This window comes from Nocardia sp. NBC_01499, from assembly GCF_045040275.1.
In the GTDB taxonomy this organism is placed as follows: Bacteria; Actinomycetota; Actinomycetes; order Mycobacteriales; family Mycobacteriaceae; genus Nocardia.
Genome location: NZ_CP109426.1, coordinates 5,558,986 through 5,579,315 on the forward strand (window position 1 = coordinate 5,558,986; position 20,330 = coordinate 5,579,315).

The 20,330-nt window shown below is 67.2% G+C and carries 18 protein-coding genes; 9 read left to right on the forward strand and 9 right to left on the reverse strand.

Annotation, left to right across the window (positions count from 1 at the left end):
• Positions 1–621 precede the first annotated feature (621 nt).
• Both OG203_RS25300 and OG203_RS25305 read right to left on the reverse strand, forming a co-directional pair.
• Positions 622–3,258, reverse strand: a complete 2,637-nt coding sequence (locus OG203_RS25300; protein WP_405159754.1) for a DUF6049 family protein — start codon at positions 3,256–3,258, stop codon at positions 622–624.
• Positions 3,255–3,791, reverse strand: a complete 537-nt coding sequence (locus OG203_RS25305) for an NUDIX hydrolase (protein ID WP_107659875.1) — start codon at positions 3,789–3,791, stop codon at positions 3,255–3,257. The genes OG203_RS25300 and OG203_RS25305 overlap by 4 nt, the downstream gene beginning before the upstream one ends.
• A 99-nt stretch (positions 3,792–3,890) precedes the next feature.
• On the opposite strand from OG203_RS25305, the gene OG203_RS25310 reads away from it, so the two are divergent.
• Positions 3,891–5,351 carry a CCA tRNA nucleotidyltransferase gene (locus OG203_RS25310; RefSeq protein ID WP_405159755.1) on the forward strand — a complete coding sequence of 487 codons (1,461 nt, stop codon included), beginning with the start codon at positions 3,891–3,893 and terminating at the stop codon, positions 5,349–5,351.
• Here the strand turns inward: OG203_RS25310 and OG203_RS25315 are convergent.
• Positions 5,348–6,163, reverse strand: a complete 816-nt coding sequence (locus OG203_RS25315) for a hypothetical protein (RefSeq protein WP_405159756.1) — start codon at positions 6,161–6,163, stop codon at positions 5,348–5,350. The two genes, OG203_RS25310 and OG203_RS25315, sit on opposite strands and share 4 nt — an antisense overlap.
• Before the next feature lie 166 nt (positions 6,164–6,329).
• Here OG203_RS25315 and OG203_RS25320 point away from each other — a divergent pair, with 166 nt between their 5' ends.
• Positions 6,330–7,085 (forward strand): LamB/YcsF family protein, encoded by a 756-nt coding sequence (locus OG203_RS25320; protein WP_405159757.1) that lies wholly within the window; start codon positions 6,330–6,332, stop codon positions 7,083–7,085.
• Between the two features lie 2 nt (positions 7,086–7,087).
• Positions 7,088–7,783 (forward strand): allophanate hydrolase subunit 1, encoded by a 696-nt coding sequence (locus OG203_RS25325; protein ID WP_405159758.1) that lies wholly within the window; start codon positions 7,088–7,090, stop codon positions 7,781–7,783.
• 1 nt (position 7,784) lies between these two features.
• On the opposite strand, the gene OG203_RS25330 is transcribed toward OG203_RS25325, so the two are convergent.
• The gene (locus OG203_RS25330) at positions 7,785–9,287 is read right to left on the reverse strand and encodes a DUF4185 domain-containing protein (protein ID WP_405168000.1); all 1,503 of its coding nucleotides are present in this window, start codon (positions 9,285–9,287) and stop codon (positions 7,785–7,787) included.
• Positions 9,288–9,568: 281 nt separating this feature from the next.
• Between OG203_RS25330 and OG203_RS25335 the strand changes: the two genes are divergently transcribed.
• On the forward strand, positions 9,569–10,132 hold the full coding sequence (locus OG203_RS25335) for a hypothetical protein (RefSeq protein ID WP_405159759.1): 564 nt from the start codon (positions 9,569–9,571) through the stop codon (positions 10,130–10,132).
• Positions 10,133–10,140: 8 nt separating this feature from the next.
• On the opposite strand, the gene OG203_RS25340 is transcribed toward OG203_RS25335, so the two are convergent.
• A complete protein-coding gene (locus OG203_RS25340) occupies positions 10,141–11,490 on the reverse strand; it encodes an MFS transporter (protein ID WP_405159760.1) in 1,350 nt (449 codons plus the stop codon).
• A 59-nt stretch (positions 11,491–11,549) separates the two neighbouring features.
• Positions 11,550–12,014, reverse strand: a complete 465-nt coding sequence (locus tag OG203_RS25345; protein ID WP_405159761.1) for an NUDIX hydrolase — start codon at positions 12,012–12,014, stop codon at positions 11,550–11,552.
• A 289-nt stretch (positions 12,015–12,303) separates the two neighbouring features.
• On the opposite strand from OG203_RS25345, the gene OG203_RS25350 reads away from it, so the two are divergent.
• Both OG203_RS25350 and OG203_RS25355 read left to right on the forward strand, forming a co-directional pair.
• On the forward strand, positions 12,304–13,089 hold the full coding sequence (locus tag OG203_RS25350; RefSeq protein ID WP_405159762.1) for a pirin family protein: 786 nt from the start codon (positions 12,304–12,306) through the stop codon (positions 13,087–13,089).
• Positions 13,090–13,269: 180 nt separating this feature from the next.
• Positions 13,270–13,761, forward strand: coding sequence for a DUF4190 domain-containing protein (locus OG203_RS25355; RefSeq protein WP_405159763.1), 492 nt, complete (start codon positions 13,270–13,272; stop codon positions 13,759–13,761).
• Here OG203_RS25355 and OG203_RS25360 read toward each other — a convergent pair.
• The gene (locus OG203_RS25360; RefSeq protein ID WP_405159764.1) at positions 13,748–14,257 is read right to left on the reverse strand and encodes a hypothetical protein; all 510 of its coding nucleotides are present in this window, start codon (positions 14,255–14,257) and stop codon (positions 13,748–13,750) included. The genes OG203_RS25355 and OG203_RS25360 overlap by 14 nt on opposite strands.
• Before the next feature lie 136 nt (positions 14,258–14,393).
• On the opposite strand from OG203_RS25360, the gene OG203_RS25365 reads away from it, so the two are divergent.
• The 3 genes from OG203_RS25365 (at position 14,394) to OG203_RS25375 (ending at position 17,747) form a co-directional block, all read left to right on the forward strand.
• Positions 14,394–15,245: a Scr1 family TA system antitoxin-like transcriptional regulator gene (locus tag OG203_RS25365; RefSeq protein ID WP_405159765.1), complete on the forward strand. Its 852-nt coding sequence runs from the start codon at positions 14,394–14,396 to the stop codon at positions 15,243–15,245.
• Between the two features lie 10 nt (positions 15,246–15,255).
• The gene (locus tag OG203_RS25370; protein ID WP_405159766.1) at positions 15,256–15,636 is read left to right on the forward strand and encodes a DUF397 domain-containing protein; all 381 of its coding nucleotides are present in this window, start codon (positions 15,256–15,258) and stop codon (positions 15,634–15,636) included.
• 92 nt (positions 15,637–15,728) lie between these two features.
• Positions 15,729–17,747 carry a M13 family metallopeptidase gene (locus OG203_RS25375; RefSeq protein ID WP_405159767.1) on the forward strand — a complete coding sequence of 673 codons (2,019 nt, stop codon included), beginning with the start codon at positions 15,729–15,731 and terminating at the stop codon, positions 17,745–17,747.
• A gap of 89 nt (positions 17,748–17,836) precedes the next feature.
• On the opposite strand, the gene OG203_RS25380 is transcribed toward OG203_RS25375, so the two are convergent.
• Complete coding sequence (locus OG203_RS25380; RefSeq protein ID WP_405159768.1) at positions 17,837–18,916, reverse strand: ABC transporter ATP-binding protein; 1,080 nt, start codon at positions 18,914–18,916, stop codon at positions 17,837–17,839.
• Positions 18,917–18,985: 69 nt separating this feature from the next.
• Entirely contained in the window at positions 18,986–20,314 is a 1,329-nt protein-coding gene (locus OG203_RS25385) for an ABC transporter substrate-binding protein (RefSeq protein ID WP_405159769.1), read from the reverse strand.
• Positions 20,315–20,330: the final 16 nt, after the last annotated feature.

Sequence of the window (20,330 nt, forward strand, 5' to 3'; positions counted from 1 at the left end):
CGGCGGACCTGGCCGCTGGCCTGGCGGAATCGGACGCGGCTGCGCGGGCGGCGGCGGTGCGGGATATTGCCGCTGCCCGGGGTGCGGTGCGGGTGCGGGCCGCTGCGGCGGACCGGGTGGACGTTGCGGCGGGCCCGGCGGCATGCGCTGGCCCTGCCACGGCTGTGGCGGCGCCGAGGGCCTGCTGACGTGCGGCACTCGGGGCGGGGGCGGCTCATACGGGCCCGCGTTCATGTCCGGATCCTCGGCCTCCGCCTGTGGCGGTAGCCGTTCCCACGGCGCGACCGGCGCCCGACGGGGAGGTGGCCCGTCGCGCCGATCGGATCGAGGCCGATGCGCCGATGAGTCATCGTCGCTCATCATGCCTCCTGCGCCCGGCGCGGCCGCGCATCCCGGTCGGCTCGGCGAGCGGCGTCAAGATCGAATCGCTCACCGTTCCTCCTGGTACTGCCCATCACTCACACCACCCCTGCGCCGGTGCGAGCCTTCCGCGATTGTCCTCCACTCTGCCACTGTGGTTTGTCGGACGTCCAAATCCGGTAGACGCGGCCGGTCGCCGCGAAACCGAATCGTGCCGAGTGATCGATCGGGACACAACAGAGGGCGCTAGGTCACCGTCCCTCACTGTGCCTCCTGATGCTCCTGCTGTATGACTCGGTTCTTGGCCCGTCGGTACCGATTGACCCGGCGCCGGGTGCTCGGATCGAAACCTTCGTCGGCCGGATCCGGCTGGCCGCGGAACCGGCGCCACAAGCGACGCCCGGCCAACAGCAACAGCAGTACTCCGGCACATGCCGTAATTATTGCCAGGGTCTGACCATAGGCGTTCGAACGCACCGAGACCGAAGTGGCATTACCCAGCGGAACTCCGTCCGGTGTGGTAAGCGAGATCGGAATGACCAGGTTACGGCTGTCGCTCACCTCGGTCGGGATTTGGAACGAGCGTGTTCCCTTCGCCGGCAGCTGCTGCTCGCCCTGATCGGTGATCTTCGCCTCGTGCGGCGCCTCGATGAGGAACTTGATCCGGATCGACACCGGCAGATCGTTGCGCGCGACCAGCAGCAACGGGCTCTGCTCGGAGGCGAGGGTGTACACGCCGCCCGGCGGGAGCACGGTCACCGAGCGGTAGATGTTGTCCATCGTCCGGGTGGTCTGATCGATGCGCCGCTGGGCGAAGGTATCCGCCTGGCTTGGATCGCCGGTCCGTCGATCGGACAGGCTCAACACCCGGATCAGGTCGTCGCGCAGCGGGTCGAGGAACTGGCGTGGCGTCGGATCGGCCTCCGGCACCTCGACGAGCGCGCGCATCAGCTCGCTGATCCGGCGCGCCTGGTCGCGCGCCGATGTCACGAACCGGTCGGGTACCGCGTCGGCGGCGGCCTGCGCCAGATAGTCCAGCTCGTAGGGCTGTGGGTCCGGTGGCTGCGCGACCAGGTCCTGGAACGAACGCGGCGTCGCCAGGTTGCTGCGCACCAGCAGCTCGATCTGATGCAGCAGCGCCATGCCCTCGTCCTTGCTCGCACTCCACTGCTGCGGCGGGACCAGCAGCAACGAGCGCGGCTGGTTCGGCTGCGGATTCAGCGCGGTCCACGAGATCGCGCCGAGCGCGTCCTGCAGCCGGGCGACGCGCGAGTCGTTGCTGACCTCGTAGCGCACTTTGGTCGGCGTGAACGAGGGTGTCGGCGGGTTCGAGCCGAGCGCGGCCAGCGCTGTGGCGGACCAGATGTCGAATGTCGCGGCGTGCAGCGCCGGATCGACGGCAGGGGTGGTCGGATTCCCGTTCGGTGGAGCCGGATTGGCGCTCGGCGGTGCTGGCGCGGTGACGTCGGGCAGTCGAACCGTGTCGGGGCTAGCGGATTCCGCGGTCCGGCTCGTCGTGTTCCGACTCGCCGGCTGGTTCTTGCTGTCGCCGCGGCCGGTGGTCGGTGCGACCGCCTCGGACGAATCGGCGCTGCCCTCGGGTGCGACGGCGGTACCGGCAAGCACGGCGGTGCTGAAACCGTGGCTGCGCAGCAGGATTCCCGCGCCGCTATCGATGCTGCCGGAATCCGGCAGGCTCACCCCGCTCACCGGATTGGTGGCCAGAATCGAGTGGATGAGTTCGGCGGGCGCGTTCATCGCCCTTGCCGAGAGGTCCGGATCGTTCACCGCGGCCAGCGCGTCGAGGTCGACCTGTCCGAACGGCAGCGCCACGGTGCACATGGTCCCGGCGAGTGCGCGCAGCCGGTCCAGCCAGGTCTGTGCCTGGGCCGCGCCGGTGCCCGGCCTGGTCGCGCCGTCCGGATCGGACGGGCTGGCCAGCACCCGATAGCCCTTGGTCATCTCCTGCACCGTGACAAGCAGATCCGGATCGACCGCGAGGCACACCGACGCGGCGAGGGCGCGGTCGCGGGTCGGCGTGGTATCGAACACGGTCTCCAGCGCGCCGAGCAGCTGGTCGAGGCGCCCACCCTTGCCGAGCGAGGCGGCCAGCTCGTCGTCGGTGAGTTCGACCTTCCCGTCCGCCGATCCGGGGATGCCGGCGACCAGCCGTGGCCGGTCGGCCAGCGGCCACAGCATCGTCGTCGCCACCGGTGCGTCGGTCGGCGCGGCCACCGCTTGGCTCGGGTCGGGCGCGTCGGTGCCCTTCGACGTCAGCGGTGGCACGCCGAGCACCGGGAGCAGGAACCTGGCGTCGTCGAGCCGGGCTTGGATGCCGTAGTCCGGTTTGCCGTTGACATTCAACAGCAGTGGATACACGCCGGGTTCGTTGATATTCAGCGAGGTCTTGGTGGCACCGCCGCCCGCGCGCAGCGGGATGGTCACGGTGAACTTCGTGCGCTCGCCCTTGTCGAGCTGCGGGACGACGTCTTCGAAGTCGCCGTTCACCTCGTAGTTGACCTGATCCTGCTGCAATGTCGCGCGCAGGTTGCTCGGTGCCGTGACCGCGGCCGCGCGCTGCACCCGGACGGCGACGTTCTTGACCATGCGATCACCGATGTTCATGATCGAGCCGGTCACCGTGAGCGTCGGATCGCTGGTCGTGGTGACCACGGTCGGGGTCACCGAATCCAGTGACAGCTTCAGGAATTTGCGTTCCGAGCTCGTCCCGGTTCCGGTGGGTTGCTGCGCCTGCGCGGCGGAGGACACCAGCATCGGCAGCGTCGTCGCCGAACCAAGGATGGTCAGGACCGCAACGATGATCCGGAACAGGCGCACCCGTCGCCCGGCCACCACCCCCAACGGAATCGCTGCGCGATGCCGAAAAGTCTGGGTCATCGCTTGCCGGTCTCCATCCGGTCGATCAGCTTGTTCGCTACTTCGGCCAAGCGGCGTTCGTCCGCGTAGGCCAGTCGAGAATTCAACTCGCTCAACGGCACCCACGCCACTTGAGTGACCTCGACGTCGGCGTCGGACAGTTCGCCGCCGGTGGAACGCAGTAGATAATGATGCACGGTTTTGTGTACCCGCCGCCCATCGGTGACGAACCAGTAATCGATGCTGCCGAGTTCGGCGACCACCACCCCGTTGATGCCGGTCTCCTCGGCCACCTCACGGATCGCGGTTTGCTCGGAGGTCTCTCCCTCTTCGATATGCCCCTTCGGCAGCGACCACAGCAACCGCCCGCGCCGATCCGTGCGCCCGATCAGCGCCGCGCTGCGTTTCTCCCTCGGACCGTCCAAGCCGTCGACAACAAGCCCGCCAGCTGAGGTTTCCCGCACCGTGCGCATGCGCGGTTTCGCCGCGTTGGCGGCCGAACCGCGGCGCCGAGGCTGGCGGCGTCGACTGTTCGCGCGATCGGCCGGAGACACCAAGCAATCCTACTGTGTTGGATTTGCGCGGACGCACACCCCGCGCTACCGACACTGCGCCGGAATCTCGGTTGCTGGGGCTCGGTAAGCTGCCATTTCGTGGTTTCGACCGAGTCCGAGGACGCAGAGCTGGATAGACGTACCCGATTGCTGGCCGCCGCGGCGGTGACGTTGGGCAGGCTGTCGGATGTACTGGAACCGCTCGGCGAGATGTTCGCGGCGCGGGGCCATGAGCTGTATCTGGTCGGCGGCAGCGTGCGCGACGCGGTGCTCGGGCGACTCGGCACCGATCTGGACTTCACCACCGACGCGCGGCCCGAGCAGGTGCAGGAGATGTTGCGCGGCTGGGCCGATCACCTGTGGGACACCGGCGGTTTGGCGTTCGGCACGGTGAGCGGGTCCAAGCGCGGCCAGCAGCTGGAGATCACCACGTTCCGCAGCGACAACTACGACCGGGTTTCGCGCAATCCCGAGGTCACCTTCGGCGACAATCTCGAAGACGACCTGGTGCGCCGCGACTTCACCGTCAACGCGATGGCGGTGCGGATCGGCGCGGACGGTTCGCTTGAGTTCGTCGACCCGCTCGGCGGGATGGACGCGCTACTCGCTGGCATGCTGGATACGCCTGCGGCGCCGGAGGATTCGTTCAACGACGACCCGCTGCGCATGTTGCGCGCCGCACGTTTCGTCGCCCAACTCGGCTTCGAACTGCAGCCACGGGTGCACACGGCGATCACCGCGATGGCCGATCAGATCGACCGGATCACCGCCGAGCGGGTCCGGGTGGAACTGGACAAGCTGATCGGCGGTGCGCACCCGATCGACGGCATCAACATCATGTGCGAGACCGGCCTGGCCCAGCGGGTGCTGCCCGAGGTGCCCGCGATGAAGCTGGAGATCGACGAACACCACCAGCACAAGGACGTCTACTGGCACTCGCTCACCGTGCTCCAGCAGGCCATCGACCTGGAGGAGGGCGACCCGGACCTGGTGCTGCGCTGGGCCGCGCTGCTGCACGACATCGGCAAGCCGGACACCAAACGCAACGAGCCGGGCGGCGGCGTCAGCTTCCATCATCACGAGGTGGTCGGCGCGAAAATGGTGCGCAAGCGGATGCGGGCGCTGAAGTACCCGAAGCAGTTCACCGAGGACGTGGCCCGACTGGTGTTCCTGCACTTGCGTTTCCACGGTTACGGCAAGGGCCAGTGGACCGATTCCGCGGTCCGCCGCTACGTCACCGACGCCGACGAACTGCTCCCCCGCCTGCACAAACTGGTCCGCGCCGACTGCACAACCCGCAACAAGCGCAGGGCCGCCGCGTTGCGCGGCACCTACGACGATCTGGAGTCGCGGATCGCGGCACTGCAGGAGCAGGAGGATCTGGCCAAGGTCCGCCCCGACCTGGACGGCAACGCGATCATGGAACTGCTCGGCCTGCCACCGGGTCCCGAGGTCGGCAAGGCGTGGCGGTTCCTCAAGGAGCTGCGGCTCGATCGTGGCCCGATGACCCGCGACGAGGCCGAGGCGGCATTGCAGGAATGGTGGAAAGCCAAGGGCTAGAAGACGATCAGCGTCGTTCCGGTGACGATGGCGGAACGGATCTGCGCCAGCTCGAACGATCCGGTGATCTCCGGCAGCTCGATCCGGAAGCGAACGAGGTCGCCGTCGCGGGTCGCGTGCACGATGCGTGCCTGATTCGGTAGCTGCTCCAACAGCAGCGCCGGTGTGCCGATCATCCGTCGTGGCATCCGCAGGCCGAGCCAGGTGGCCCGAAGCAGATCGACGGTGACCCGGTTGTCCGTCACCGAGGCATCCACCAGCGCGGTCAATCGTCTTCGGCGATGCTTGGCGCGGATAAGGCCGCTGGCGTCGATATCGAGCACCCAGTCCAACGGCTGGCTGTTGATCCAGCCGACCAGCGCCGCCGTGGTGACCGTGCCCTCGAGATCGAGCTGCGCGGCCCGCACCTTCGTCGGCACGCCGGGAATCAGCCGAACGCCGTGCGCGATCACGGTCACGGCCTCGATCGGGTGGTCGTCCCAGCGCAGCCGGGACAGCACCGTCTTGGTCTGGAAGTGCGCGCCACGCCGCCGGACCTTGAGCACCTGCAGGGTGGCGTGCAGATCGTGGCCGAGCAGGGTGGCGCTGACCTCCTGCCCGCCGAATCGGCTGAGAATGCCCTCGCTGAGCACGGTCATCAGAGCGTCCGGCATCAGCGCCGTGACGGTGCCGGCACCGAGATCGGCGCCCGCGTCCACCCAGGAGGTGGTGACGGCGATCCACTGCTCCAGCCAGGATTGCTCGAACAGGCGCTTGCCGAGATCGACGGCCCGTAGCGGCGACCAGGACTTCGGATCGAAATACGTGGCCATGATTGGTCCGAGCGTACTTGCCGACGCTGAACTCGACCATCGTGCTGTGACCCAGGTCGCGCTTTGCGCCGAGGATAACCCGCTGACCAGGCATTCTTGCTTGTGGAACACCGTCGCAACGACAATCGGAGCCTGTCTCCGACACACCGCCACGGAAAGGGCGCATATGCCGCTGGATCTGAACAGTGACCTCGGCGAGGGCTTCGGCCCGTGGCGGATGGGCGACGACGCGGCGATGCTCGACATCGTCACCAGCGCCAACATCGCCTGCGGATTCCACGCGGGCGACCCCTCGATCATGCGCCGGACCTGCGGGCTCGCGGTGCAGAAGGGGGTCAAGATCGGGGCACACGTCGGTTACCGGGATCTGGCCGGGTTCGGCCGCCGCGAAATCACCATGGACCCCGCCGAGTTGCGCGACGAGGTGCTGTATCAGATCGGCAGCCTCGACGCGTTCGCCAAGGCGGCGGGCGACCGGGTGCGCTACGTGAAACCGCATGGCGCGCTCTACCATTCGGCCTCGCGTGACCGGCGGCTCGCGGACGCGGTACTCACCGCGATCGTCGACTACGACCCTCAGCTTGCGTTACTCGGTCCCGCTGGATCCCAGCTCGACCACGCGGCCGAGGCGGCCGGGGTGCGTTTCGTCGGTGAGGGATTCGCCGATCGCGCGTACACGCCGGACGGCACGCTCGCCGCGCGCGGCCTGCCCGGTGCCGTTCTCGGCACCAAAGAGGCGGTCACGCAGGCGGTTTCGATTGCCACGTCGGGTACCGCACGCACGGTCGACGGATCGGGCGAGGTCGCGGTGGCCGCGGCCAGCATCTGCGTGCATGGCGATACTCCCGCCGCCGTCGAGATGGCCCGCCTCATTCGCACCGCCCTCGACGAGGTCGGGGTGCCGGTCGAACCGTTCGGCTGAGCATGACCGACGGTGGTTCGATCGGGGACGACCCGGATCGGTCGATCCGGGTGGCAGGCGATTGCGCGCTGCTCGTGGTGCCGTCCCGCCATGACCAGGTAGCGAAACTGGTTGCCGCCCTGCGTGTTAACACGCCGGACGGCGCGCAAGACATCCTGCCCGCCGCGGAAACCGTTCTCGTGACGCTGCTTTCGCCGGAGTACGCGGAATCCGTCCGCCAGGAGTTAGCGACCCTGCTGCGCGAGGTGCAACAGTCTGCGGCGGAGCAGGATTCGGACATTGTTTCCCGTGGAACACTGTTGGACAACGATTCTCCGGACGATCCGCTGGTCGTCCCGGTGCGCTACGACGGCGCCGATCTCACCGAGGTCGCGCGATTGCTCGGCCTGACCGAAGCGGAGGTCGTCGCCGAACATACCGGCACGGTCTGGCGTTGCGCGTTCGTCGGATTCGCCCCCGGCTTCGGCTATCTGGAGTCGCCCGACGCCCGGCTGACCGTGCCGCGACGGCCACAGTCCCGCACCACGATCCCCGCGGGCGCGGTCGCGCTGGCCGGTGGCTACTCGGCCGTGTACCCGCGGAGCACCCCCGGCGGATGGCAGCTGATCGGAACCACCGACCTGCGGATGTGGGACGTGGACCGCGATCCACCCTCGCTGATCCACGCTGGCGGTTTCGTCCGGTTCGTCGCCGACTAGCTCAGTTCGGCGAATCCAGCTGTGCGTGCATGAGATACACGTTGTAGCTGTCCCAGGACGAGAGCGTGAAGTACAGATCCTTGCCGGTCGACCAAGGATGGATGAAACCACCGTAGGACTGCGGATAGTCGCTGGTGGAAACGAGCTGGGCCGCTTCGGTCCAAGCGCCTTGCGGCACCGCGGCATTGCGCACCACGATCGCGCCGCGGGCGGAGTCGAGATACACCATCTGCCACTGCGCGTTGTCCTGGTCGTAGCGCACGGATACCTCGCTGGCCAGTCCGGGAACCAGTGGGGTCGCCTGGTTTTCCGCCGCGGGCGCCCAGCTGCCGTTCACCCAGTACTGGTAGGCCGAGGTGTTGAGCACGTCGTCCTTCAGCACCCGCGCGAGCCCGATCACCCCGACGCGTCCGTTGGGTGTGCCGAACATATAGACGTAGTCGCCCTGCGGCACCATCGCCGCGACCTGGAACCGGCCGACGCCGAAGAAGTTGTCCCACTTGGCATGCTGATCCTTGGTCCAGGTGCGGCCGTCGTCGTCGGAGTAGGCGAGCCCGCCGTAGTTGTTCGACCACAGGCCGGGGATCCGGCTCCACCGATTCACCGACATGTAGCTCAGATACTGTCGATTGCCAAGGGCGAAACCGGAAGTCGGAATGGTGGTCGTCTCCCAGTTCTTCAGCTTGCGGCTGCCGAGGATCTCGGCGGCGTGGCAGCGGCTGTCCTGCACCATGCTGTCCAACGACATCCCGTCGGACAGATCGCGATCGGTGCTGTATCCGAGCACGTTGCTGCGCCAGTCCTGGTCGTCGCGCCCGGTGCCGCCGACCTGCCAGCCCTTGCCGAAGGTATCGCCGAAGACGACGGCGACCTCGCCCGGCTTGGTCTCCCACATCACGCCGAGGTCGGTGCCGTCCACCTGCCAGCGCAGGTCGGTGCGATTCTGCGATCCGTGCCCGGTGAGCTGGCCCGCCAGCGCTACTGATTGCACGCGCGGTTCGGCCACCGCCGCGGCCAGCGGGCCCGGCTCGGCGGGGTGCACCACCGGCGGCGGCGCGGGCTCCGGTGCGTCGCCCTGGTCGCCGGGCACCGGCACCGGGATGGGTTCGATCTCTGGCTTGAATTCGACGCGCGGGACCTTGATCGGTTCGCCGGTGCCCGAATTCGGCCGGTTTCCGGTTTCCGGCACCGGGCTCGGATCGGCACCGGGCTCGGGTGCTTTCGAGATGTCGCGGACGTCCGGGCACGGGGTGCGGCACGGATCGACGGCAGGCGGTCCCTGGTCGACCCTGGTGTTGTCCTGCGGCGGGCCGGGCACCGTTATCGGGGTGAGCTGCGGGATCGGCACCGGAATGTCGATTCGTTCCGGCAGCACCACCGGCGGCGGTGGCGGCAGCGCGGGATCGCGTTCGCGGTTGAGCGGATCGAAACCGACCTCACCGCAGCTGTTCACCGGCGACGGCGCCCACGGAAACGGGGCTGCCTGCGCGGCAGGGACGGGCATGGTGAGCAACCCGCCGAGCAGCGCACCGAACAATGCCGGTACACAAGGGAATTTGCCGCCGAGTCGGCGCGTCACGTCGGGCGGGGCCCGCTATTCGGCGATCCGGGGATACGGCCGGGTTACCAACCCACATAGTAGGTTTCGCGCGGTATGCGGCTGCTGCACCGGAAAACCCATGTCTGGCAGACTCCTGTCGAATCGGGCCGAAGCGAAAAGGAACCTACCGGAATCGCGGGCGCGAAAGAGGGAACCGAATGTCGGTCGCGCGCGTCCAAACTCATATGGACGAAATCGAGTACGTGTTCGGCACGGGCGACGGCACGGTGCACGTCTGGACCAGCCAGGCCGACCTGGAACTGGCCGGGCCCGGCACGGGTGACGCGGTGCGGCTCGACTTCGACGGCGACGGCCTCGCCGACGATGCCATGTGGGACACCAGCGGTTCCGGCATCGCCGACGTGGCGGCCCTCGATCTGGACAACGACGGCGTCCTCGACCATTTCTATACCGACCCGAGCGGAAACGGCACCTGGGATCACCAGATCACCGGCACCGTCTCCGATGCCGTCAGCGAACCGCTGGACTGGATCGTGCGCACCGATAATCTCGACGCCGAGCAGCATTACGCTCCGCCCGACGACGATGCGGCACAGCCGGATTCGATCCCGGGCCCCTTGGGATTCAACGCCGATCAGATGCCACTCGGCGGCCATCCGACCACCGACGAGCTACCGTCACACCGCCCAACGGACGACCTACCCGACTACCTCGCCCAATCGATGAACCGCGCCGGGCGTCACTCGATCATGATTCGACCATTGCCTGAAGTCGGCACCGCTGAATAACCAGCGATTCAGCCGACAGTCCGCCGCCGCGCATTCACCGCGATGGCGGCAATACCCGCGCAATAGATTCCGGCACCCGACAGAATTACCGGCAATGACCGTCCGTCGTCCGGGATAACCAGTGCCGCACCGGCAATCGCCAGTATGAAGGCGATATTGAAGACCGTGTCCTGCAACGCGAACACCTGCCCGCGCCGCGCGTCATCGATATCGATCTGCATGGTCGCATCGCCGGTCAGTTTGATCGTCTGCCCGGCAAGCCCGAGCAGGAACGCCCCGACCAGCAGCAGCTGATGCGCCCGCTGCGCGGCCGACCCCGCGTCCGCGACGGCGATCGGGGTCACCAGCGTCAACTGCACAACCGTCGCGGTCAACAAGCCGACCACCACCGTCTTCGACCGTCCGAGCCGCGGAATCAACAGCGGCGCAACCACAGCCGCCACCAGCATGCCCGCGGCGATAGCGCCGATGGCCACGCCGAAACCGAGCAACCCGCTGTTCAGCGCGGAACCATCGGCCGGTGCCTGCCGCAGCACAAGCACCATGATCAAGGTGTTGATGCCGAACACGATTCGGTGCGTGCCGATGCCGAGCATCGCGGTGGTCACGTGCACCGACTCCCACACCGCCGTCGCGCCCGTGCGCAGACCGGTGGCGATGGCACGTAGCGCGCTCTCGTGCGCCGCCGCGTCCGCGTCCGGCCCGAGCACCCTCGGCGCGAACCCGGCGGCAAGCGCCGCGCTGAGCACCGGCCCGACGCCGCTCACCGCGACCGCGACCGCGGAGGCGAAATCCCCCGCGCCGATCGACCCGATCACCGCCACCGAGGCGGCCGCGCCGAGCCCGGCACAGCCCGAGGCCACCGTGGCGAGCACCGAGTTCATCGGCACCAACCAGTGCTGCGCGAGCACCCTCGGCAAGGCCGCCGACACGCCCGACAGTACGAACCGGCTGATCCCGACCACGGCCAGCGCGAGCAACAGCAGCGGCGTCTCCCCGACCCCGGCGAGCAGCCCGGCGCACACCACCCCGATCAGCACCGCCCGCGCCACATTCGCCACCAGCAGCACGGTCCGCCGATCCCACCGATCCAGCAGCGCCCCCGCGTACGGCCCGATCAGCGAGTACGGCAATAGCAGCACCGCGAACCCGGCGGCGATGGCGAGCGGATCGGTCTGCCGCTCCGGATTGAACAGAATCGCCCCCGACAGCGCCGCCTGGAACATCCCGTCACCGAACTGCCCGGTGAACCGCACGACAGCCAGTCGCAACACCCCTGGGCTCTCGCGCAGCGCGGTCCACAGCGGCTTCGGCCGCTCGTCCGAGGGAATGGAGCTCTCCGAGCGACCAGTGGACACGCCGGTGAGGCTACTGGTTGCGGCCGTGCCGCGCCGAATTCGGTGCGCGTCGGTGAAATTCAGTGCGCGTCGGTGACCAGGGCGCTGACCGCCTCGCGCATATCGGGGGCCATGGGTAGTTCGTCGAGGGCGTCGGCGTCGATCCACGCGAAGGCGTCGTGTTCGCCCGGCTCCAGGGCCACCTCGCCCGGTTCGACGTCTACCACGAAGCTGTATTTCCGCACCCTGGACTTGGTTCTGGTGGCGTAGTCGATGCCGCCGAGAAAATCGGTGATGCCGCGCAGCCGCAGGCCGGTTTCCTCGAACAGCTCACGTTCGACGCATTCGGCGAAGGTCTCGCCGGATTCGACGCCACCGCCGGGTAGCTCGTACATGCCGCCGTGATAGTCGTCGGGGACCCGGCGCACCACCAGAAGTTTGCGGTCGCGGAACACCGCGACGCCGACGACGAAATGCGCGATGCCGTCGCGGTCCGCCTCGCTGCGGAGTTGTCGCTCGATGCGCGCGAGCGTCTCGGGTCGCATCTCGTCGTCACCTCCGGTTGCATTGCGGCACATCATTTTACGAACCCGGTCCGAGCATGGCACGCGGCGGTGCCCTAGCGGTCGGTGCGGTCACCTGGCGTTTCGACGTACCGGTTGGTTCTGCTCGCCTGACGTTCACCCGTTGGTCGCTCGCGTAAAATGCCGAGTGCAGGACAATTTACTAGGAATGTGGAGTACCGCGACGTATGTGCTCCTACCCTGAAAGGTGATCGGTGCACGGTCCCGAGAGGAGGACCTCGATGTCCACACTCCAGCCGCACGCTGTGACATGACTCGCTCACTTCGTTCGCTCATGACACCCCACATCGACGTCCATCGAGCAGGCGACCGCATGAAGACGCGGGTCTCCTGGCTGGATTCGAAGCATTCGTTCTCCTTCGGCGAGCACTACGATCCCGACAACACCCACCACGGCCTGCTGCTCGTCAACAACGACGATGTCGTCTCCCCTGGTCAAGGCTTCGATACGCATCCGCACCGGGACATGGAGATCGTGACCTGGGTGCTCGGCGGCAGCCTGGTGCACCAGGACTCGCTCGGCCACAGCGGCATCATCTATCCGGGCCTGGCCCAGCGGATGAGCGCGGGCACCGGCATCCTGCACTCGGAGAAGAACGACTCGTGGCGGCTCAACGGCGCCGCACACGACGAGCCGGTGCATTTCGTGCAGATGTGGGTCGTCCCCGACGAACCAGGCTTGACGCCCGGCTATGAACAGCTCGAGATCGACGACGCGCTGGCGGGCGGCGGCCTGGTGACGGTGGCCGCCGGCCTGCCGCGCTACCGCGATCGCACCGCCATCGCCATCAACAGCAGCCACGCGGCGCTGCACGTGGCACGGATGTCCGGCGATCCCGAGCGGGCCATCGATCTGCCCGACGCTCCCTACCTGCACGTATTCATCGCCCACGGCGAGGTGGAGATGGAGGGCGTCGGCACCCTCGACGAGGGGGACGCGGTCCGGCTGACTCGAACCGGCGGCCAGCGCGTCATCGCCCGAGGACCCTCGGAGATTCTGGTGTGGGAGATGCACGCCAGGCTGGGCGCGCAGTAGGCCAATTCACTCCGGCCATGCGCGCGTCTAAAGAACGGACTCCGTTCGGCTACGTCAAAATGGGCATACCTCGCATTAACACCTGCCCGTAGCGCATGCGATCAGTAGGCGATCCCCGCATATGCACCGGACCGGCAGGTCTGGCTCGAGCAACGCGAGGCACCGACGGAGAGGAAGTTCATGTCGCAATATCCGCCGCCCGGCCAGTACCCGCCGCCCCCCGGGTACCCGCCGCCCGGCCAGCAGCCGGGTCAGCCCGCCTACTGGCAGGAGTCGCCGAAGGGCAGGGGTCTGGCGATCACCGCGCTTGTGCTCGGCATCCTCGCGCTGCTGAGCTTCTGGACGCTGGTCGGTGGCTACCTGTTCGGCGCCTTCGCCATCATCTTCGGCATCGTCGCGCTGGTGAAGACGCGTTCCGGTCGCGCAGGCGGCACCGGCATGGCGATCACCGGCCTGATCCTCGGCGCGCTCGGTTTGATCGGCGCCATTGTGGTCACCATCGTCGGCTACAGCTTCTTCATCAACAGTGGCGGCAAGGACTTCGTCGACTGCGTGAGCAAGGCGAACGGCGATCAGACCAAGATCGACCAGTGCGAACACGACTGGAACCAGCGGCTGGACGACAAGTACAGCATCACGCTGACCCCGCCGCCCGCGCCTACTCCCCGCTGACCGCCGCGCAGGCCCGGGTAGCGGCTAGCACATCCCCCATTTCGGGGCGAAAGTCGCGCTCGGGCACCGAGATCCACTTGCGGTAGCCGCTGCCCTCGTCGGTGGGCGAGGGCAGCACGATGTGGCTGCCAGGCAGCGCGACCGAGGCGCAGACCCGGAACAGGTCGGCGAACAGTTCGGTGTCCAGGTAGGAGTTGTCGGTCGGGCCGGTCAGAAAGGTCCACCGGTCCGAGCGTGGGTGCCCGATGATCGGGCCTGGCAGCTCCTCGGGCGCCTCCTCGGTCAGCTGCGCCCGCACCCGGCGGCCGAGTGCGGCGGGCATGACGACCGCGCCAACCGCGCCTACTTCCAACATGATCCGGCCGAGCGCTGGGTCGACGACGCCGTACAGGCCGTGATCCTTGCGGTAGCGACGGCAGCGGGCGATGGCGTCCTGCATCGTCGCGTAATCGGAGGACGCGGGCTGACTACCTGACTCAGTGCGGGACACACTCATGACGAACCTCGCCTCGATGCGGGTGGATCGCGTGAAGGGGGAGAGAATCGACCGCTGAAACCCGACCCTAATGCCGCACTAGTGCGCTGACAATAGTCACACGCCGGTGAGTCGAACCCGCGTACGATCGCCTGTCATGGCACCCGTCTCGCCCGCCGTTGCCCGTTGGGAACTGGTGTTGCGGCTGCGGGAGCTGCGCGAACAGCGCGGCTTCGACTCGGCGGGTTTCGCCAAGCGGGTCGGCTTCACCCCGGCCAACTGGTCGCACGTGGAGAAGGGCAGACGCGTGCTCACCACCAACACCATCGGCCCGGTGCTCGAGCTGCTCGAGGTGGAGGCCGAGGAACGCGCGGAGCTGCTCGCCCTGCTCGACGCCAGCAAGCAGCGCGGCTGGTGGACCAAATCGTCCGCGCTGATCGGGCCCGAGCTGCAGCGCCTCTACGGCATGGAATACGGCGCGCACAGCATCCGTAGCTACGACAGCCTGGTCGTGCCTGGCCTGCTGCAGACCGAGGCGTACGCCCGCGCGCTGATCAGCGCCGATGTGATGATCCGTCCGGTGCAGGTCGAGCAGCTGGTCGCGATCCGGATGCGCAGGCAGGCGCGGCTGCGCGGTGCCGAGCCGGTCGAGCTGACCGCGGTGATCGGCGAGGGCACCCTGCTGCAGCAGACCGGCGGGCCCGCTGTGCTGCGCGCGCAGTTGACTCATCTGGCCGAACTGATCGACGAACTCGACACCGTCGAGGTGCGGGTCATCCCGTTCGCCGCCACCGCGGGCGCGGTGCTCGGCGGGTCGAGTTTCCATCTCATCGACTTCGCCGGGGAGCAGCTGCCGACCTTCGGCTGGGCGGAGAGCGCGGTGTTCGGCGGGGCGGTCGACGACCCGGAACTGGTGCGGGATCTGAGCTTCGCTTACGTTCGCGCACAGGAGCAATCGCTGTCGCGTGCCGAGTCATCGAGCCTGATCAGGACCTATGCCCGAGTGTAAAATCCTGCCCATGACCACCACCGCTACTCCCCGGTCGGTTTTCACAGCCTGGTTTCGGTCGACCCGATCGAACAACGGCAACCAATGTGTCGAGGTCCGCTTCGATGGTGACGCTGTGCTCGTCCGCGACAGCAAATACCGCCGCGATCCCGCCAACTGTCTCGCCGACGAGCCCATCATCACTGTTACCGCTCGCGAATGGACCCTTTTCCTCGACACCCTGCGCGCGTCGGGGCGAACGCCCGGCGCGCTGACCGCGCACACCGCCGCCGACGGCAACACCATGCTCCGGCACGGTACGACCGTCCTCGGCTACACCCCGCAGGAGTGGAACGCCTTCCTGCTCGGCGTGCGCGACGGCGAGTTCGATCGCATCGCACTCACCGTCTGAACACGCACTGACCTCCTCGAACTCCTGACCGCCACCCCCGGCCGTTCGCGGCCGGGGGCCGACTCTTCCGCATCGTCGGCATACTGGAGACCGTGACCTCCGAGCTGAGCAGTCCCTCCGGTATCGATCTGTCCTATCTCGACCAGGGCGTGCGGGTGCAGGATGACCTGTTCGCGCACGTCAACGGCAAATGGCTGGCCGACTACGAGATACCCGCGGACCGCGCGGTGGACGGCGCGCTGCGCACGCTGTACGACCAGGCCGAGCGGCACGTGCAGGTGATCATTCAGAACGCCGCCGCCGAGTTGGCGGAGCCGGGTACCGATGCCCGCAAGATCGGCGATCTGTTCGCCAGCTTCATGGACACCGAGACCGTGGCCGCCGCCGGGCTGGCGCCGATCTCGGCCGAGCTCGCCGCCATCTACGCGATCACCGACCGCAGCGCGTTCGCTGGCCTGCTCGGCAGGCTGCAGCGCACCGGTGTCAGCGGCGCCATCGGCTTTTACGTCGACACCGACGACAAGAACTCCACCCGCTACCTGGTGCATGCCTCCCAGTCCGGCATCGGGCTGCCCGACGAGTCGTACTACCGCCAGGACGAATTCGCCGAGATCCGCGCCGAGTACATCGCACACATCGGCCGGATGTTCGCGCTGGTCGCCGCGGATCCTCGGATCGCCGCGCTGCTCCCGTCGGATCTGGACACGGTCGGGCAGCGGGTGTTCGAGCTTGAGCGCAAGCTCGCCGCCGGGCACTGGGACGTGGTCCGCCGCCGCGACGCCGAACGCAGCTACAATCCGACCACCTTCGACGCGCTGGTCGCCGACTACCCCGAATTCGATTGGGCGGCGTGGACTTCGGCGCTCGCCGAGGGCGTCGACCGATCCGGTCCCGACCTGTTCGCCGAAGTCATTGTCCGCCAGCCGGATTACCTGAGCACGTTCAATGAAGTGTGGTCCGCGGAATCGCTGGCCGACTGGCAGGCGTGGTCGGCCTGGCGGCTGATCCGTTCGCGCGCACCGTATCTCACCGATGCGGTGATCGAGGAGAACTTCGCCTTCGCCGGCCGCACGATGACCGGCGCCAAGGAGATTCGGGAGCGCTGGAAGCGCGGCGTCTCGCTGGTGCAAGATCTGCTCGGCGAGGCGGTCGGCAAACTGTATGTCGCCGAACACTTCCCGCCGGAGGCCAAGGCAAGGATGGTGGAGCTGGTCGCCAACCTGCAGGAGGCCTACCGCCGCAATATCGCGGAGCTGGACTGGATGGGCGCCGACACCAGGGCGGCCGCGCTGGCCAAGCTGGAGAAGTTCACCCCGAAGATCGGCTATCCGGACAAGTGGCGCGACTACTCGGACGTGGTGATCGATCCGGCCGACCTGGTCGGCAATTACCGCAACGGCTATGCCGCCGATCATGATCGCGACCTGAACAAGCTCGGCGGCCCGGTCGATCACGACGAATGGTTCATGACACCGCAGACCGTGAATGCCTACTACAACCCTGGCATGAACGAAATCGTCTTTCCCGCGGCGATTCTGCAGCCGCCGATGTTCGACATGAATGCCGACGACGCCGCCAATTACGGTGGCATCGGCGCGGTCATCGGGCACGAGATCGGCCACGGCTTCGACGATCAGGGCGCCAAATACGACGGCGACGGCAACATGGTCGACTGGTGGACCGACGACGACCGCACCGAATTCGGTAAGCGCACAAAGGCATTGATCGACCAGTACAACGTGCTCTCCCCCAAGGACCTGCCCGACGAGCACACCGTCAACGGCGAATTCACCATCGGCGAGAACATCGGCGACCTCGGCGGTCTTTCCATCGCCCTGCAGGCCTACAAGATCTCCCTCGACGGCGCCGAGGCTCCCGAGCTCGACGGCCTCACCGGCCTGCAACGCGTCTTCTACGGTTGGGCCCAGGTCTGGCGCACCAAGGCCCGCACCGAGGAAGCCATCCGCCGCCTCACCGTCGACCCGCACTCCCCGCCCGAATTCCGCTGCAACGCGGTGGTCCGCAATATCGACAGCTTCCACGAGGCCTTCGAGGTAACTCCGGGCGACGCCCTGTATTTGGACCCGGCGGAGCGCGTAAAGATCTGGTAGCTCGGCAGGCGAGGGCATTACCGCTCCAGGTAGTGCCCTCGCCCCTCAATTGCCGCCAGCGCAGCGTCTTTTCGGATCAGTGCGGGCCGTCAGCGCAGGCGTTGCTCGGTTTCCGCGTCGAAGAAGAACACATCGTCGAGTTTGGGTCGCAGCCGCAGTTGATCGCCGAGCGCGACCTGGAAGCGGCGGTCGACGCGGGCAACCACCTTGCCCGAGCGGCTGTTCCAGTCCGCGGCGACGCCGTGGCTGTAGACGAACGACTCGGCGCCGAGTTCTTCGAGCAGTTCCGCGGCAACGGTGAGACCACCTTCGTCGGTGGTCACCTCCCACGATTCCGGGCGAATACCGACGACGACTCGATCACCGGTTTTCGCGGTGCGTGGCACCGGGATTCGCAGATCGTCGAGGATCGCCGCACCGTCGCGCACCGGTGCCTCGAGCAGGTTCATGCCGGGTGAGCCGATGAAACCGGCGACGAAGGTGTTCACCGGATTGTCGTAAAGCTCACGGGGCGCGGCGATCTGCTGCAGTTTGCCGTCGAGCAGCACCGCGACGCGGTCGCCCATGGTCATCGCCTCCACCTGATCGTGGGTGACGTACACCGTGGTGGTGCCGAGCCGCTTCTGCAGCGCGGCGATCTGCGACCGGGTGCTGACGCGCAGCTTGGCGTCCAGGTTGGACAGCGGCTCGTCCATGCAGAACACCTGCGGCCTGCGCACGATCGCGCGGCCCATCGCGACCCGTTGCCGTTGTCCGCCGGACAGTTTCGCCGGCTTACGGTCGAGCAGCTGCTCGAGCTCCAGCATCTTCGCCGCTTCTTCGACGCGGACCAGGGTGTCGGCCTTGCTCATTCCCGCATTGCGCAACGCGAAGCCCATGTTCTCCGCGACGGTCATATTCGGGTACAGCGCGTAGCTCTGGAACACCATCGCCACATCGCGGGCCCGCGGCGGCAGCCCGGTGACGTCCTTGCCGCCGATCAGGATTCGACCGGCCTCCACCGATTCCAGTCCGGCGAGCATGCGCAGGCTTGTCGACTTGCCGCAGCCCGATGGGCCGACGAGAACGATGAATTCCCCATCGGCGATGTCGATTTCCAGGCTGTCGACGGCGGGTGTCGGCGCACCGGGATACAGGTGCGTCACCCCGTCGAACTGCACTGTGGCCATGGGCGTCGATCTCCTCGTGTGAACTCACGGTGGCGGCCACGCTGGGTGGCCGCCACCGGGGTGCGGGTATTACTTGGGCAGCTTCGGCGTGATCTGCCGGTCGATGATGGCCTGCAGTTGGCTGGTGACATTGGCGAAAACCGTTGCCGGATCGGCGTTCTGCAGCCCGATCTGTTCCAGCCCGGTGCCGATGATCTGGTCGCCGCCCGGCACGAACACCCGGGCGTAGTCCTGCGACTTGGTCAGCGGCAGCTGATCGATGGCGACCTTCGCGTTCGGATTCTTTGCCAGGAAGTCCTGCTCACTCGGATCGGTGACCGCCGACTTGCGCACCGGCATGTACCCGGTGGCCTGCGAGAAGTACGCGGTGTTCGTGGCGTTGGTGATGAACTCGATGAACTTGAGTGCGTTCACCTTTCGCTCATCGGAGATCCGCGACGGAATCGCGAGACCGGCACCGCCGGTGGTGACGCCGGGTCCGTTCGGGTGCGGCAGGTTCGCGGTGCCGAACTGCAGCTTGCCTTCCGCGTTCTGCTTGATGCCTTTGAGGTCACCGGTGGAGGCGATAGTCGAGGCGATCACGCCGGTGCCGAAATCGACGGCGATCTGCGGCTTGATGCCCGCGTACTTCTTGGTGTGGATCATATCGCGCAGGAACTGGCCCGCCGCGACGGTGCTCGGATCGGTGAACTTCAGCTTCCACTGGTCGGAGTAGGCGCCGCCGAAGGTCCAGTTCGGGCCCTGGAAGGTCCAGGCCAGGTAGTTCTTGGCGTCACCCCAGCCGTGCGCGAGCTTGCCGTCGCCGACGACAGACTGAATCTTCGGGCCCCACTCGTCGAACTCCTGCCAGCTGTTCGGACCACGGTCCGGCAGACCGGCTTTCGCCCAGACGTCCTTGTTGTAGTAGAACAGCGGCGTCGAGCGGGAGTACGGCAGTGCGTAGTGCTTGCCGTTGAACAGGTAGTCGGCGGCCAGCGAGTCGACGTAGTCGTCCAGCTGCACGCCCGCGGCGGCGAAGTGCCCGTCCAACGGTTCGATGGAGCCGTTGAGGGCGTAGTTGAACCACCAGACATCGGACAGCACAACGACATCGGGCAGCGCGCCGCCGGAGAGGGACGCGTTGAACTTCTGCGACACTTCCTCGTAGTTCTGACCGGCGTCGATCAGGTTGACCTTGAGGTCGGGGAACTTCGCCTGGAAGCGCTTGATCAGCTCGGTTTCCTGATCCTTCGAAGTGCCGGGGTGGCTTGACCAGAAGTTGATGGTGTTGGCGTCGCCGGACTGCTTCGAGCCACCGCCGGTGCCCGCGCATGCGGTCAGTGCCGCGCCCGCGGCGACAGCGCCGGCCAGCCCGATGAATCCGCGCCTGGACAGCGCGGGGAACTGAGAAGTGGACACGTGGTTTCTCCTGTAT